Source organism: Sorangium sp. So ce1014 (assembly GCF_051521505.1).
Classification (GTDB): domain Bacteria; phylum Myxococcota_A; class Polyangia; order Polyangiales; family Polyangiaceae; genus Sorangium.
On record NZ_CP150356.1, the window covers coordinates 695,699 to 711,335 of the forward strand.

The 15,637-nt window shown below is 72.2% G+C and carries 9 protein-coding genes; 4 read left to right on the plus strand and 5 right to left on the minus strand.

Annotation, left to right across the window (positions count from 1 at the left end; all coding sequences use genetic code 11):
- The first annotated feature begins 172 nt into the window (after positions 1-172).
- Both WME75_RS02710 and WME75_RS02715 read left to right on the plus strand, forming a co-directional pair.
- The gene (locus tag WME75_RS02710; RefSeq protein ID WP_437486109.1) at positions 173-2,338 is read left to right on the plus strand and encodes a HAMP domain-containing sensor histidine kinase; all 2,166 of its coding nucleotides are present in this window, start codon (positions 173-175) and stop codon (positions 2,336-2,338) included.
- Positions 2,335-2,703, plus strand: coding sequence for a response regulator (locus WME75_RS02715; protein ID WP_437486111.1), 369 nt, complete (start codon positions 2,335-2,337; stop codon positions 2,701-2,703). The genes WME75_RS02710 and WME75_RS02715 overlap by 4 nt, the downstream gene beginning before the upstream one ends.
- Here the strand turns inward: WME75_RS02715 and WME75_RS02720 are convergent.
- Positions 2,691-3,704, minus strand: a complete 1,014-nt coding sequence (locus WME75_RS02720; RefSeq protein WP_437486113.1) for a squalene/phytoene synthase family protein — start codon at positions 3,702-3,704, stop codon at positions 2,691-2,693. The two genes, WME75_RS02715 and WME75_RS02720, sit on opposite strands and share 13 nt — an antisense overlap.
- Before the next feature lie 755 nt (positions 3,705-4,459).
- Positions 4,460-8,350 (minus strand): serine/threonine-protein kinase, encoded by a 3,891-nt coding sequence (locus WME75_RS02725; protein WP_437486115.1) that lies wholly within the window; start codon positions 8,348-8,350, stop codon positions 4,460-4,462.
- Between the two features lie 576 nt (positions 8,351-8,926).
- Between WME75_RS02725 and WME75_RS02730 the strand changes: the two genes are divergently transcribed.
- Both WME75_RS02730 and WME75_RS02735 read left to right on the plus strand, forming a co-directional pair.
- Entirely contained in the window at positions 8,927-9,448 is a 522-nt protein-coding gene (locus WME75_RS02730; RefSeq protein ID WP_437486117.1) for a hypothetical protein, read from the plus strand.
- Between the two features lie 341 nt (positions 9,449-9,789).
- Entirely contained in the window at positions 9,790-10,920 is a 1,131-nt protein-coding gene (locus tag WME75_RS02735) for a hypothetical protein (RefSeq protein WP_437486119.1), read from the plus strand.
- Positions 10,921-10,984: 64 nt separating this feature from the next.
- Here the strand turns inward: WME75_RS02735 and WME75_RS02740 are convergent, their stop codons facing one another.
- The 3 genes from WME75_RS02740 to WME75_RS02750 form a co-directional block, all read right to left on the minus strand.
- The gene (locus tag WME75_RS02740; protein ID WP_437486121.1) at positions 10,985-12,775 is read right to left on the minus strand and encodes a glycoside hydrolase family 15 protein; all 1,791 of its coding nucleotides are present in this window, start codon (positions 12,773-12,775) and stop codon (positions 10,985-10,987) included.
- A 13-nt stretch (positions 12,776-12,788) separates the two neighbouring features.
- Complete coding sequence (locus tag WME75_RS02745) at positions 12,789-13,862, minus strand: glucose 1-dehydrogenase (protein WP_437486123.1); 1,074 nt, start codon at positions 13,860-13,862, stop codon at positions 12,789-12,791.
- A 635-nt stretch (positions 13,863-14,497) separates the two neighbouring features.
- The gene (locus WME75_RS02750) at positions 14,498-15,427 is read right to left on the minus strand and encodes a trypsin-like serine protease (protein ID WP_437486125.1); all 930 of its coding nucleotides are present in this window, start codon (positions 15,425-15,427) and stop codon (positions 14,498-14,500) included.
- Between the last annotated feature and the right edge of the window lie 210 nt (positions 15,428-15,637).

The window sequence follows — 15,637 nt, forward strand, 5'->3', positions numbered from 1 at the left end:
GGTCGACAATCCGCCCGTTGGTTCCATAGCAAAGCTGCCTGGCGACCTGACTCATCGGCTTGGCGCGGCGTGCCCCCACAGGCGTGGGCCCCGCAGCCATGCTTCAACACGGGGGGTGACGGACGTGGCGATCAGCCGAGCCGCCTGGTCTAGAATCTGGAATCCAGGGAGGGTGCGGACTCCGTCCTTCACGCCCCGGGTCGTGGCTTATGCGTTCGGCATCGAGCTGCCGTATAGCCTGCTCGTCCCGGTCGCTCACCTGCGGCTCCTCGGCGTCGTGGACTCGTCGGTCCAGGCGCGCATGCTCGGGCTGATCGGGCTCATGTATATCGTGAAGACCGCGGGCCTCATTGCCCTGCTCGTCCACATGCTGCGCCCGATCGAGCACCTGCGGCGGTACGCCGTGGGCCACCCCCTCCAGAGCGGCGCGGGCGTCGAGGAGCCGGGCAGCGGCGCGGCGCCGCCGGAGGAGCTCATCCTCGCCGCGGCGAACGCGGCCTATGACACGCCGCTCGCGTTCGCGACGGTCTGGGCCGTCTCGTGGGCGCTCCTGTACCTGCCCGTCACCGCGGCGTTCTACTACATCGCGCCGGCCCAGAGCCCGCTCGACGTCCAGCGCGCCGTCGCGCTGGCCCTGTTCGCGCTGGCCCTCTTCGCGGCCGCGCTGCCGCTCGCTTACAGCATCCTCGGCCGCCTGCTCTCGCCCGCCGCCGGCGTCATCTCGCTCATCGCCCGCGAGCGCGGCCTCTCCGTACCCGGCAGGGGCTACTCGCTCGCCGTCCGCCTCGTGATCCTCGGCGCCTGCCTCGCCATCGCGCCGACGAGCTGGATGGCGGCGATGGTGCTCGGCGAGACGGCGGGGCCGGCCAAGCCCGGCCTGAAGCTCACGCTGGCGATCTTCTCGATGGTCGCGGTCACCTGGGCGCCCGTCTGCGCCGGCTTCCTCGCGGGCGCCCTGGCGGGCCCGCTCCAGCAGGTCGCCGCCGTCATCCAGAAGATCGTCCAGCGCGGCGAGGTCGACCGGCTGGAGCGGATCCCTGTCTACTTCAAGGACGAGATCGGCGCCCTGGCCGGCGGCGTCAACGCGATGGTCGATCGCCTGGAGGAGTCGTCGCGGCGCAGGCGCAGCTACCTGGCGGAGCGCGAGCGCCTGCTGCAGGACGCGGCGCAGCGCGCGGCGCAGCTCGGGGCCGTGCTGGACAACCTCGTCGAGGGGGTGTTCGCGTGCGACCGCCACGGCCGGCTGACGATGATCAACGCCTCGGGGCTCCGGCTGCTCGGGCTGTCGGGTCGCTCGGAGCAGGACGGCCGGATGGTCGAGGAGGTCATGGACCTCAGCCGGATGCGCCACAGCGACGGCCGCCCCTTCACGCGCGACGAGCTGCCCATGGTGCGGGCGCTCGCCGGCGAGACCATCGTGCAGGAGGAGCAGGTGCTCGCGAACGGCCGCGCGGGCCGCGACGTCTTCCTGCGCACCAGCGCGGCGCCGATCCGCAGCGAGGGCGGGGCGATCCTCGGCGCGGTCACGGTCGCCCGCGACGTGACCGAGCTCATGGAGCTCGATCTCGTCAAGGACCAGTTCATCCGCGTCGGCGCGCACGAGCTCAAGACGCCGGTCGCGATCATGAAGGGCTACGCGCTCGCGCTCCTGCGCAACACGAACGATCTGCCGGCGCCCCGCCGCAAGATGCTCGAGGCCATCGACCGCGGCGCGGACAGGATCAACCGCATCGTCGACGATCTCCTGGCCATCTCGCAGGTCACGCTCGACGTCCTCCACGTCTCGGAGGAGGACGTCGACCTAAGGGCGCTCCTGAACGAGACGGTCGACCGCGTCGCGAAGTCGGCGAGCCGCCACCGCGTGCGGCTGTCGCTCGACGCCGCGCGGCCGCCCGTCGTGCGCGCCGATCCGGAGCGGCTGCGCCAGGTGCTCGCGAGCCTGCTCGACAACGCGGTGAAGTACTCGCCGGACGGCGGCGACATCGACGTCCGCGTCGCCGTGGCCGAGCGCGCGCCGGTGTCCTCGCCCCGCTGCGACGCCGCGCTCTTCTCGCAGCGCCACGGCCCTTCGCCGGGCTTCGAGGCGGTCGTGTCGGTGCGCGATCAGGGCGTCGGTATCCCGAGCCACAAGCAGGAGCGCATCTTCGAGCGCTTCTTCCGCGCCCACACGGACACACGACATGATTACGGTGGGATGGGGATCGGGCTGTTCCTTGCGAAGGACATGATCACCCGTCACGGTGGTCGCATCTGGTTCGAGAGCGAGGAGGACAAGGGCAGCACCTTCTATTTCACCGTTCCACTCAGCAGCGAGGCCCCCGCGGTCGACCGACAATGAGCGAAAGACACGCAAAGACGGTGCTCCTCGTGGAGGACGACGCGGACCTCGTGGCGCTCGTCTCCCTCGTGCTCCAGGAGGGCGGTTACCGGGTCAGGATCGCGTGCAACGGCCGCGAGGCGCTGGCCAAGCTGGAGCACGACCTCCCGGATCTCATCCTGCTCGACATGAAGATGCCGGTGATGAACGGCCCGGAGTTCGCCCGCGAGCTCGAGGTCCGGCACGGGCGGCAGGCGCCCATCATCGTGCTCACCGCCGCGGCCGACGCGCACCGGCGGGCCGCCGAGGTCGGCGCGGACGCGTGGCTGGGCAAGCCGTTCGACCCGGACGCGCTGCTCTCGACGGTGAGGCGTTACACCGGGTGAGCGCGCGGGAGCTGCCGCCGCTCGGCGAGGTCGCGCCGCACCTCGGCCCAGTACCGCGCGGGGAACCGGCGGTGATCGAAGCCGATCGCGCGGAACACCCGGGTGATGCGGGCATAACGGCGCAGGCTCCACTCCCTCATGATCTCGAGCGAGGGGTGCAGCCCGCGCGCGTCGATGAACGGCGCTGCCCGCGCGTAGAGCGACGGCATCACGTCATCGAGCCAGGACCGCATCAGGCGCTCGTATCCGGGCGTATCGACGCACCGTCCGGAGATCACCTGAGCGCGCGTGACGCCGTGACGCGCGAGCTCCTCCTCGGGCAGATAGCAGAGGCCGCGATCGGCGTCCTCCTGCATGTCCCTCAGGTTGTTGAAGAACTGGTCGAGCCGGCCGAACTCCCCGGCTGCATCCCAGTGCTCCTTCGTCAGGAACGGAACCAGCTGGAAGATATGCCCCGACAGCCGCCCCAGCATGATGTCGTGCTCCTTCATGGTGCGGATGAGGAGGTCGGGAGCGTGGTAGTCGGCGAGGGCGAGCAGGTAGGCGTGCCAGGCGGCGAGCGAGCGCGCCTGCATGTCGTCCTGGTCGCGCGCGGGATCGTGCCCGGGGCAGGCCGCGTCCCGGAGCCACAGCGCGCGGATGGCCGAGAGCTCGCCGGCGAAGGCGCAGCTCGGATCGACGAAACCGCGTGAACGGAGCAGCCTCCAGGCCTCCATGAACCGGCTGAAGCGCCGCTCGTGAGGCTCGATGCGCTCGTTCTCGGCGAGCCGGTCGACGATGCGGATCCAGCGGATGCGGTCGAGCCACGCCCGCTTCACGTCCGGTTCGAGGCCGAGCACCCAGGCGGCGTTGTCCTCGTCCTTCAATGCGTCGTCGGACAGTGCGCGATAGTGCGATGAGCCGACGACCGCCGAGATGGTCTGGTAAGCAGTCCGCTCCGACGCCGGCGCCGCAGCGGGCAGGCAAGGCAGTCGGGTGGAGATGGGTTGAATAGGTTTCACGAGATCGCGTGCCGCACGTTGAGTGTGCCTGTTTCTGGTGTCGCCCTGGGCTCACGCGCGGTCGTCGGTGATTATGGACGTGGCCCATCCTGGTTACTTTGGATCACCTGTGTCGATGATGGCTTGTGGCCCTCTGTCTTGCAGGACTTTCCGCTCTTCCGCGAGATGCGGGATGACGCCCGCTCGCCTTCCTTTATGAGACCTTATAGTCTCCCAGTCGACGCGGAAATTCGTCGTCCAGGGCACGGGCTCCGGAGATAATGCATGGATTCCCTGTGTGTTTTGCCCGTGTGTTGGGGACACGCCGGCAATGATCGTCGGTGTATACCCTGGGTTGATACATTGTCGAACGGACAAAGCAGGGATTGGCTCGACGTTCTCGCACCTTTGTGCTCCGTCGCGGCGGTCCTGGAGACGTCCTGGTCAGATGGGTTTTCCGGAGCTCCGGGTGGATGGCGGCTCTGCCTACATGACGTCCTGCGGCCCGACGGCGCGTGTGCGCCGCGGGGCGAGCCACTTTTCCTGTTGCCCAGTCTGCCTTGGCGCGCGGCGCGATCGGGTGGATCGGAGACGCGATCCTGCGCGGTGCTAGACGCTCTCGTGAGCTTGATGATTCAGCGCTTGTCTTCGCATCGCTCGTGATGCGGTGAACGCGGCGATTCTGTGGTTGTGATCACGGCCCAAAGCGGTCATCCGTGCCTGTCGTGCCTGTCGGACCTTCCGCTCCAGACACATGTCCGGCGCGGCCCTGCGCGCTAGCGCTCGCGCAGCCGGGCCACCCGGTCGCGCCAGTACTGCAGGTCGAGCGTCGAGAAGAGCGCGACGGCGCGCGCGATCTGGCGCTCGCGCTGCGGATCGCTGCGCGCGAGGTGCCGCGCGAGCTCGAAGCGGGCGCGCGCCTCGTCGACGGGCAGGCCGCGCCGCAGGGCCTCGTCGATCGCCGCGGCCCAGAGCCGCCGCGCGCGCGCGCGGCCGCCGGCGAGCCACGCGGCGAGGCCGCGCAGGCGGAGCGAGATCGAGCGCCCGAGCGGGAAGACGCGCGCGTACCGGTCGAGCGCGCGGCACGCCTCCGCCGAGAGCCGCCCGAGCTCGCGCCGCTCCGACGGGGCAGAGGCCTCCTCGAGCAGCGCGAGCAGCACCTCGCTCGTCGCCGCATAGCCGTACAGGCAGTGATAGCCGGCCGGCTGTCCGTCGCGGATCATCGGGAGCGTCCGCTCGGCGGCCGCGCGCGCCTCGCCGCGCGCGCCGCGGAGCAGGTGCCCCAGCGCGACCTGGCCGTGCGTGATCTGCTGCGTGCGGTCGCCGAGCCGCTGCACCTCGTCCGACAGCGCGTCGAAGAGGGCCGTCGCGCCCTCGCCGTCGCCGAGCAGCAGCCGGCACTGCGCGCGCCCGCTCTCCGCCCAGAGGTGGCCCTGCGCGTTGTCGCTCGCGCGCGACGCCACAGCGAGCGCGCTGTACCGATCGAGCGCCTCCATCCAGCGGCCCTCGGTGTGCGCCACGCCGGCGAGCAGCGTGATGCACTCCTCCCTGCGGCGGCGGTCCTGCAGCGCCTCCGCGAGCCGCTCCGCCTCGGTGAGCAGCGCCCGCGCGTCCCGGCACCGGCCCTCGCCGAGCGCCGTCAGCCCGCGCAGGAACGACACGAACGCGACGCCCCGCGGATCGTCGAGCGCCGCGGCGGCCTCCGTCGCGCGCGCGGCGTAGGCGTCCACGACCGCCTTCCACGGCACGTACCCGAACGCGACGCTCAGGGTCGCGTAGCCGCGCGCGAGCGCGAGCGACGGGCCGAGCCGCGCCGCGGCGTTCGTCGAGGCCAGCGCGGCCAGGAAGGCGAGCGTCGGCTCGTTGCGGAACAGGTAGGTCTTGGACAGCGTCTCCGCCGCGAGCGACGCCTCGGCGAGGCGCTCGCGCTCGGCCGCGCCGCGCGCGACCGGGATCGGCAGGCCCGCGACGTGCGCGAGCTGCAGGCCGAGCTGCTTCATCGAGGCCGTCGCGGCGGGGAGCCGCTCCCGGAGCGGCGCGCGACCCCCCGCCGCGCGCAGCCACGCCGCCTCGCCCTGCGAGAGCAGCTCGAGCGCCGCCGCGCAGTGCCGCTCCGCGCCGAGCAGGTGGCCGACGTTGTAGTGGGCCTGGCCGAGCCGCCGCTCCCAGCGCGCCCGCCGGAGCGGCGACGCGCGCTCCTCCGCCGATAGCGCGCTGTCCAGGGTGAGAGCCCTCCTGTAAAAATCCACCGCGTCGCCGGACACGCCGGTCGTGAGGGCCTGGTCGCCCGCCTTGTCGAGGTACTCGAGCGTCTTCTGGACGACGCCCGCGATCGCGCAGTGGTGGGCGAGGAGCGGGTACGACAGCGCGAGGTCCGGCGCGTCGCGGTGCCGCTGCTCGATCGCGCGCGCCGCCGCGCCGTGCAGGGCCCGCCGCTCCGGCTCGGGGGTGCCGGCGTAGACGACCTCGCGCAGCTTGTCGTGCACGAAGCGGAGCTGCCCCGGCTCGGTCTCCTCGAGCACGTGGCGGCCGGCGAGCTCCGCGAGCGCGTCCATCGCCTCGACCTCGGCGAGGCCGGCGGCGCCGAGGAGCAGGCGCTCCTCGAGCTCGCGGCCGAGCACCGAGGCGAGCCGCGCGAGCGCGAGCGCCTTCCGGCTCAGGCCCGACAGCCGGCGCGCCACGAGCTCGCGCAGCGAGCCCGGCAGCGGCAGCGACGCGGGCGGCTGGCTCGCGCGCGCGGCGCGGGCGAGCGCCTGCGCGGCGGCGCCCTCGGCGCTCGCGCGGATGCGCCACACGTAGGCCTCGTCCCGGTAGATCATCCGCTCCTGGATCGCGGCCCGGAGGTACTCGGCGATGAAGAACGGGTTCCCCTCCGACTGCTCGAAGAGATAGCGGACGAACGCCTCGGGCGGCTCGTCGAGCGCGAGCATGTCGCGCACCATCCGCCCGACCGAGCCGCGGTCGAGCCGCCCGAGCTCGATCCGCGACGCCCAGGGCGCGCCGAGCAGCGGGGCGAGCGCGGGCGCTGCCTCCTCGGTCCGGTACGCGCCGAGCAGGACCACGGGGTGGGCCGCGAAGTAGGCGGCGTCGAGGTGCTCGAGGACGTCGCGCGAGCTCGCGTCGGCCCACTGGAGGTCGTCGAGCACGAGCAGGACGGGCCTCGTCGCCGCGAACGCGGCGAGCGTGTCGGCGAGCGCGGTCCGCAGCCGGTAGCGGGCCGCGTCCGGCGGCAGCTCGGGCGGCTCCGGGGCGCGCTCGTGGCCGCGGAGCTGGGCGAGCGACGGCTCGTATGGCGCGAGGATCTGGCCGCGCGGGCCGAGCAGCGCGTCGTAGCCCCCGGGCCCGAGCTCGTTGCACCGGTCGGCCACCGCGAGCAGGAGCGGCCGGAACGGGTGGAGCGGCGCGGCCTTGACCGCGCCCTCGCGATCGCCCTCGGCGGACACGGCGGCGCACGCGCCCGTGACCACGGCCATGTGGACGAGCGCCGCCTGGTGCACCGCCTCGACCGCGAGGCGCGTCTTGCCGACGCCGCTCTCGCCGCCGACGAGGACGAGGCTGCCCTGGCGGCGCTCGTTCGCGCGCTCGATCGCCTCGTTGATCTGCCGCAGCGCCTCCCCGCGCCCGGCGAGGCGCGGCCGGTACAGGTACGGCTGCGCCGGCGGCGCGGGTGCCTCGTCGCGCGGCGGCGGCGGGTCGTCGGCGCCGAGCTCGGCGAGCGCGGTCGCCACGTCGTCGGCGTAGCCGATCCGGTCCTCGGGGCGCTTCTTCAGGAGCCGCGCGATGAGGGCGTCGAGCTCGGGGGGCACCTCGGCGACGAGCTCCGAGGCCGGGAGCGGCTCGGCGTAGAGGTGCATGGACAGCACGACCGAGCTCGAGTCGCCGAGGAACGGGACCGCCCCGGTCACGGCCTCGTAGAGCATGCAGCCGAGCGCGTAGAGGTCCGCGCGCGCGTCGACGAGGTCGCCGCGGATCTGCTCGGGAGACATGTAGTCGGGGCTGCCCATCAGCCTGCCGCCGGCCTGGAGCTCGTCGCGCCCCTTCTGGCCCTCGAACCGGAAGGCGAGCCCGAAGTCGAAGAGCACCGGCGCCCCGTCCGCGCGGATGAACACGTTGTCCGGCTTGAGGTCGCGGTGGACGAGCCCCCGGCCGTGGACATACGCGAGCGGCCGGCAGATCGCGCGGAGGAGCGTCAGCGCCTGGCGGAGCGCGCCGCCGGCCGCGCGGTGGAACGGGCGCGGCGCGAACGGCTGGTACGAGCGCGGGATGACCGAGGCGGGCGCGATCTCGGCCGTGGCGGTGCTCGTCTGCGCGTGCGCGTGCCCGTCGACGCTCGCGGACACGCTCACGGTCACCTCGCTGTTCACGGTCGCGCGGGCGCGCCAGCGCTCTTGGTTGTGATCCCGGAGCGTGCGCCCCTCGAGCAGCTCCATCGCGTACCACGGGATCCCCCCCTCCACCCCCTCGTCGAGGATCCGCACGACGCCCGGGTGCTCGACGCCCCGGAGCGCGTGGATCTCGCGGCGGATGCTGGAGACGAGGCTCGCGTCGCCGACGCAGACGGTCTTCAGCGCCGCGAGCGCGCCCGTTCCGCCGTGCTGGGCGCGGTAGACGACCCCCATGCCGCCGCGGCCGAGGGGCGCGAGCACCCGCCACGGCCCGATGGACACGGGGAGATCCGGAGGGGGCCTGGCGTGTCCCGAGCTCGGCGTCGTGATCATCTGGGGACCGAGGCCCTCGGGGCCTGGGCCGGGATGAGCTCCAGGTGGCAGGCCAAAGGCGGTCCCCCCACATCGCCGCTGGGACTGAGTACATCCACCCGAGGGGCTGCAATGATGTCACGAGGCGGCCGACCCTACAACAAGTCCGTGTAGAGCCCCGATCATCGCACGAGCGCCGCGTTCTGTGGCTGTTGCACCGACAGGCAACCACACCCGAGCGCGCGTCTACCGCGCTTCTACGTCGAGTCGCGCGTCGATTCGCGATGTCGCGGAGAGCCTCCCGGGGCGGCGCTCGGGCCAGGACGTCTCGACCCCTCTGAACGCTCGGGCGGACGCTCGGGTTGTCAAGAATGGTTTTCTTTTCTCGCTCGGTGCATTCCGCATCTCCGAGGTCGATGTCCTCTTTTGCCGGGCCGTCGCCGCGCCGAGCGGTCGAATCGTGCACAGCTGTGCTCGCGGTACATGGCTTGCTCCCTGGTGCGCCACGGCCGCGCTCGCGGCCGCACTTAGAAAGGAAGATAGCGAATGAATCGAACGACTCGTATCGGGGCCTTTCTGACCGTCCTGTCCCTCGTCGCGTGCGGCGGCGAAGGTGCAGATACCGCCCCGACGGACACCGCCATGAGCAGCAAGCAGCTCAAGGACCTGACGGCCGATGACGTCCAGTCCACCTGCGACTCGCTCCAGGCGAGGGTGAAGCTCTCCAAGGAGGATGCGTGTGAATATATGGGTCTCCTCGCGGCTCCCACCCTCGAGAAGCCGTGCGGCACGTTGAGGGACGAGTGCGTCTCCGCGGCGGATCCGGCCGAGGATGCGAGCATCCACGCGGACTGCATGCCTCCGACCGACCAGCGCGTGGGCTGCACCGCCACCGTGGCGGAGTACGAGGTCTGCCTGGTCGCCCAGACGCAGCTGGTCCGGGCGCTCACGTGCGACTCTGCCCTGAGCTCGCTGGACGCCGTTCCTACCGAGTGTGATGCGGTGGCGCGCAAGTGCCCGCAGCTCGTCGCGACCGAGGGCGAAGGCCAGGGCGCCGAGGACCCCTGACCGCGGCGCCGCGGAGCGGGTGATTGGCAATCGTCGGCGCTCGATCGACTGACCGACCGACCGACCGACCGACCGACCGAGGCGCGCGCGCCTCGCTGCCTGAACGAATTGCGGGTAGGCCCGACACGGCCGCTCAGCGGCCGTGAACCCCCTTATCCCACCTCCGTTCTCGTGGATCTTTTGATTCCCACCGATATTCGCGCTCGTCCGCGCCTTCGAGGGCAACTCGTCGTAGGATGGGCGCCGACGCCGGCGCGTCCGGGGGGCTTTCGGCCCCGGCGCACCGGCACGAGCGAGGCCGCGGCTCCCGCCGGGGGCTCGCTCGAACCGAGGAGGATTTCATGAAGATCACCAAGCTTTCCGGAGTGTTCGCCCTGCTGCTGATCGCCGCTGCGCCCGCATGCGGCAAGGACGAGCAGCCGGCCGAGGCGAGCGCGACGGTCGAGGCGACCGCCACCGCCGAGTCGACGATCGGCGAGGGCGCTTACGTCGAGGAGCACGAGAGCGGCAAGGCCGCCTTCAACGTCGCCGCGGATGGGAACGTCAAGGCCGCGGTCACCGGGCCGGACGGCAAGCCGATCCGCGAGGACGTGAGCGGCACGCTGCTGTGGAAGGATGCGTCCGGGGAGAAGAGCGTGCCCCTGACGTTCGACGCGAAGGCCGGCGTCCTGGTCGCCGCGGGCCCCAAGCTCGACGCCGACCTCACCGAGATCGGCTACACGCTCAGCGTCGCCGGCAAGCCGTGGAGCGGCACGCTGCACGTCCCCGCCGGCGGCACCGCCGAGCTCTACGCCAACGCCAAGGGGGCGGCGGATCTCGGGCTCCCGGAGGGGAAGCTCGGCCCGCACGGCGGGCGCATCGAGATCGTCGGCGACGACCGCCTCGAGCTCCTTGTCGACGAGGTGACCGGCGAGGTCCGCGTCTTCGCGCTCGACGTCGATCTGAAGCCCATCGACATCGGCGAGCGCAAGGTCACGCTCGGCGTGGTGGCCGAGGCGCCGCAGGTGGTCGTGCTCGCCCCGGTGGCCGCGACCGCGGGCGTCGCCGCGGGGGCGTACCTGACCGGCAAGCTCGCGCTCGCCGCCGATCCGCTGAAGGTGACCATCGCGGTGCGGAACGCGGGTCGCTCGGCGGTGGCCCTGTGCGGCTACCGGGCCGGGGCGGCGTTCGCCGTCCACGCGCGCGCCCCGCGCGTGAAGGTGCGCATGAAGACCGACTGGCACGCGCACGCGCACGCGCACGCCGACCTGAAGGCGAAGGCCGATCTCGATCCGAAGGTCCACGTCCACACCGGGGCCGGCGCGAAGGCCAACGCGAAGGCCCACGTGAACGTCAAGGCGCCGAGCGTCCGGGTGACGCCGCCGAGCGTGAACGTGAAGATCAAGGCGCCCAGCATCTCGATCCCCAAGCCGAGCTTCAAGGCGTCGGCCTCGGCGCGCGCGAGCGCGGGGGCGAAGGTGGGGACGCACTGACGCGCGCCCCGGGGGGAGGGGTGGGCGGCGCGGGCCGCCCGGCGAGCTCTCTCCCGCGGGCTGCCTACGGGTGCTGGCGGTCCTCGGCGGGGCCGCCCGCGTGGTCGAGGTTGCGCGCCGTGTTGATCAGCCCCACGTGCGAGAAGGCCTGGGGGAAGTTGCCCACCAGCCGGCCGGCGCTCGGGTCGTACTCCTCGGCGAGCAGCCCCACGTCGTTCCGCAGCGAGAGGAGCCGCTCGAACAGCGCCCGCGCCTCGCCGACCCGCCCCTGGAGCGCCAGGTTGTCGGCCAGCCAGAAGGAGCAGAGCAGGAAGGCGCCCTCGCCGGGCGGGAGCCCGTCGACGCCGGAGTGGGTCGGGTAGCGCTCCACGAAGCCGTCGCGGCTCAGGCGCGCCTGGATGGCGGCCACGGTGCCGACCATGCGGGGATCGGTCGCGGGGAGGAAGCCGACGAGCGGCAGCATCAGCAGGCTGGCGTCCACGTCCGTGGAGCCATAGTGCTGCACGAAGCTGTTCAGCCCCCGGTCGAAGCCCCGCGCGCAGACCTCGGCGTGGATCTCGTCGCGCAGCCTTCGCCACGTGGCCGCATCGCCCGGCAGGCCGAAGCGCTCGACCGCCCTCACCGCCCGGTCCATGGCCACCCAGGCCATCACCTTGGAGTGGGTGAAGTGGCGGCGCGGCCCGCGGATCTCCCAGATCCCCTCGTCGGGCTCGCGCCACGCCGTCTCGAGGAAGCCCATCACCGCCCGCTGCACCTGCCAGGCCTCGTCGCTGCGGGTCAGCCCGGAGCGCCGGGCGAGGTGGAGCGCATCCATCAGCTCGCCGTAGACGTCGAGCTGGTGCTGATCGTAGGCGGCGTTGCCGATCCGCACCGGCGCCGAGCCCTCGTAGCCCGGCAGCCAGCCGAGCGTGAGCTCGGTGATGCGGCGCTCGCCCGAGAGGCCGTACAGGATCTGCAGCTTCGCCGGCTCGCCGGCCGCGGAGTTGACGAGCCAGGCGCGGAAGGCCTGCGCCTCGTCGAGGTAGCCGCCAGCCATCAGGGCGTAGAGCGTGAAGGTCGCGTCGCGCAGCCAGCAGTAGCGGTAATCCCAGTTGCGCACGCCCCCGAGCAGCTCGGGCAACGACGTGGTCGGCGCCGCGATGATCCCGCCGGTCGGCGCGTAGGTGAGGGCCTTGAGCGTGATGAGCGAGCGCAGGACGTCGTCGCGATAGGCGCCCTCGTAGGTGCAGCGGTCCGACCAGACGCGCCACCAGGCCGCGGTGGCGTCGAGCTCGTGCGCCGGGTCGAGGGCGAAGGGCACGGGCGCATACGTGGGCGACCAGGTGAGCGCGAACGGCACGCGGTCCCCGGCGGCGACGGTGAACTCCGCGACCGTCCGCAGATCTTCGCCGTGCAGCGGGACGGGCGTGTGCAGGAAGAGGGTGTCGGGCCCGGCCGTGGCCCGGATGCCGTCGGGGGTGCGCTGGACCCACGGCACCACCCAGCCGTAGTCGAAGCGGATGATCAGCTCCATGCGCAGGGGCACGACGCCGCGGCGGCCGACGACGAGGCGCATCACGTCGGGGGCGGCGTCGCGGGCCGGCATCCAGTCGATGACGGAGACCACGCCGCGCTCGGTCTCGTGCTCGGTCTCGAGGATCAGCGTGCCGGGCCAGTAACGCCGGCGCACGCTGCGCGTGGGCTCGGCCGGCGCGATCTGCCAGCGGCCGTGCTCGGGCGTGCCGAGCAGCGCCGCGAAGCAAGCGCCCGAGTCGAAGCGCGGGAAGCAGAGCCAGTCGATCGACCCGTCGCGGGCCACGAGGGCCGCCGTCTGACGGTCGCCGATCAGCGCGTAGTCCTCGATCCGGGAAGGCATGGGGCGGCTCCTCTCAGCGGGAGAGCGGCGCAGGGGAGGGCGGCGGCGACAGGTCGATCACGGTCTTGACGTCCTCCGGCCCGCGGTCGATCGCCTCGCGCCAGCGCTCCAGGGGGGCGCGCCGGGTGATCAGCCGCTCGAGCCACGCGGAATCGGCCCGCGCGAGGGCGCCGACGGCCTCCTCGTAGTGGCGGCGGTTGGCGTTCACCGTGCCGAAGACCACGTCGTTTTCGAGCACGAGGCTGCGGTTGAGGGCCGCGATGTTGGCTTCGAGGAGCCGCTGGCCCGACGAGATGCCCGTGAGGCAGACGATGCCCCCCGGCGATGTGGAGCGCATCGCGTCGAAGACGAGCTGGCCGACGCCGGTGCACTCCAGGATGATATCGACCCCGGGACAGGCCTCGTTCACCGCGCCGGCGTGGTAGGTGGCGCCGAGGTCGCGGACCAGCTGCGGCTTCGGGCCGCTGGTGACGCGGTCGAGCACATGGACCGAGAGGCCGCGCTGGACGCCCAGCAGGGCCGCGAGCAGGCCGATCGGCCCGGCGCCGATGACCAGCACGCTCCGGGGGAACCAGGCCGCGCGCCGTCCGATCCGCTCGATCTGCTCCCAGGCCTTGGCGACCACGCTGGTGGGCTCGACCAGGACCCCGATGCGGTCGAGGTGGGGCGGGAGCGAGACAACGAACTCGGGCTCGATGCGGACGCGCTCGGCGCAGTAGCCGTGGAGCGCCTTGATGCCCCGCTCGGTGTAACGTCCGTTGCGGCACATGTCCCATTCCCCGATGGCGCAGCACGCGCACGGCACGGGATCGGGGCGGCGCACGATCCCCACCACGAGGTCGCCTGCCGCGAGCTCGGCGCCGGGCGGCGCCTCGAGCACGCGCCCGAGCGACTCGTGGCCCAGCACGAGCCGCTCCTCGCCGGCTGGCGCCGCGCCGTAGCTGCCCTCGATGATCTCGCGGTCGGTGCCGCATACGCCGACCGCCAGCACCTTCACCAGGACCGATCCCGCGGACGCGTGCGGCTCGGCAATTTCCTCGATCCGGGCCGAGCCAGGAACGCCGGGGTGTACGGTCAACGCGCGCATCGCATCGCTCCTGTGGGGCGCTCACCGCTGCTCGCCCGCAGCGCACGAGGACCTCGGCAAGGCGGCGTGCCGGTCGAGCGCTGCGGTGCCTGGTCGGAGCCGTCCTGGACGGGGAGTCGGGCCCTCCAGCGGGCTCGGGCGTGAACGCCCTCCTGCTCCTCCACTTCTCCATCCATCACGGTCTCCTGGTGCCTTCGGGGGACGGACGGAAGCGGGGGAGGGGCACGTGCTGCTCATTGCGACTTTGCGGTCGCTCCCTCATGGCCGATGTTCACCGCGCACGTCGCAGATCCATGGGACGCGCGAGGGAACCGCCCTCGAGGGCGAAGTGGGATGCAAAGGGAAGGCCAAGGCCGTGAGCCCATGATGGCAAGCTTCGCCGCCCGCGCCGGCGGGCGCCGCCCCGCGCAGCACCCGCCCCTCGGCGTCGAGCGCCACGCGCGCCAGGTCCCCGCCGAGCTCGGCGCCGATGCCGTCGGCGAGCGCCGGCCTCGGCGCGCGCGAGCGCGGGGGCGAAGGTGGGCGCGCACTGACGCGCGCCCCGGGGGGAGGGGCGCGCGGCGCGGGCCCTTCCTCCCATTCCTTCCGCCGGTTTTTCCGAGACGTCGGAGAGCGCACCGCGGGTCAACAGGCGCTCATGGGCACGAGACCGAGTTCGGCAAGCACTGGTTGCAGGTCGTGCCGCCGCCGGGCTCGCAGCAGTGGAATCCCGAGGGGCACGCGGGGCCGGGGGGCGGCTCGGGGTCGTACACGCGCTCGGTGCACACGGTGCCGCAATTCAGCATGAGGCCCGTGTTCTTCGAGGTCTCGTACATCCAGGTCCGATTGGGCGGGAAGAGCGCGGCCTGCTGCTTCATCGAGAACGAGGGCGCGTCGAGGTAACGGCCCGAGTGGACGCCCACGATCGCGCGCACGCCGTCGCGGGTGAGGAGCCAGGGCGCACCCGAATCTCCGCCGCAGGTGTGCTTGCTCCCGTAGGACGACTTGATGGTGCGGACATCGAACGACTCTTTGTCCATGACGAAGCCGGTGGCGATGCGCTTCGTGCTGTCGGAGCCGCCGCAGCCCGGGTCCGACAGGCCATAGCCGATGATCGAGAACTCGCGGTCGCTTGTCGAGTTCGACGTCCAGGGCGACGTGTAGCCAAAGAGCCTGGCCGTGCCGGTGACGCCGAGGTTGACGCCGGACGCGCCCGTGAGCCGGACGATCGCGATGTCATTATCAACGTCCGGCGAGAGCCCGGAGCCATAGAACGTGTGCTGGTACGTGCGCGCGTTGCCGGTGTAGACGTTCACGACCGAGCCGGCGGTGTTGCGGGTGCTGACGCTGACCGTCGTGAGCGCGCCCTGGGCCAGGCTGTCGACGCAGTGAGCGGCGGTGAGCAGCCAGTGCGCGGTGAGGACGGACGCCGTGCAGCGGGCCCCGATGCCGGTGAACGTCAGGTTCACGATCCACGGCTCTGCGGTGGTCGCGGGCGAGCTGGTGAGAGGCTGCGGCGCCTCGCCCACCTCGCCGGCGCCCTCGATCTCCAGCTCGCTCCTGCTGGTCGGGCCCTCGGTATCCATCGCGCAGCCGCTCGTGGCGAGCACAGAGAAAGAGAAGGCGGCTGCGAAAGCATGAGTCGATTTCATGTGATGTCTCCCTGAGCGGATTGGCTATGAACGGGTCATGCCCTGTGTTGGTCATGAACAGCGCTGCGCGCGAACACGCGCTTCGACCTCGATGAAGGGAGGCTCGTCTCTGCGTGCCCGGTCAAAGCGGCGTCTCGGAGAGGA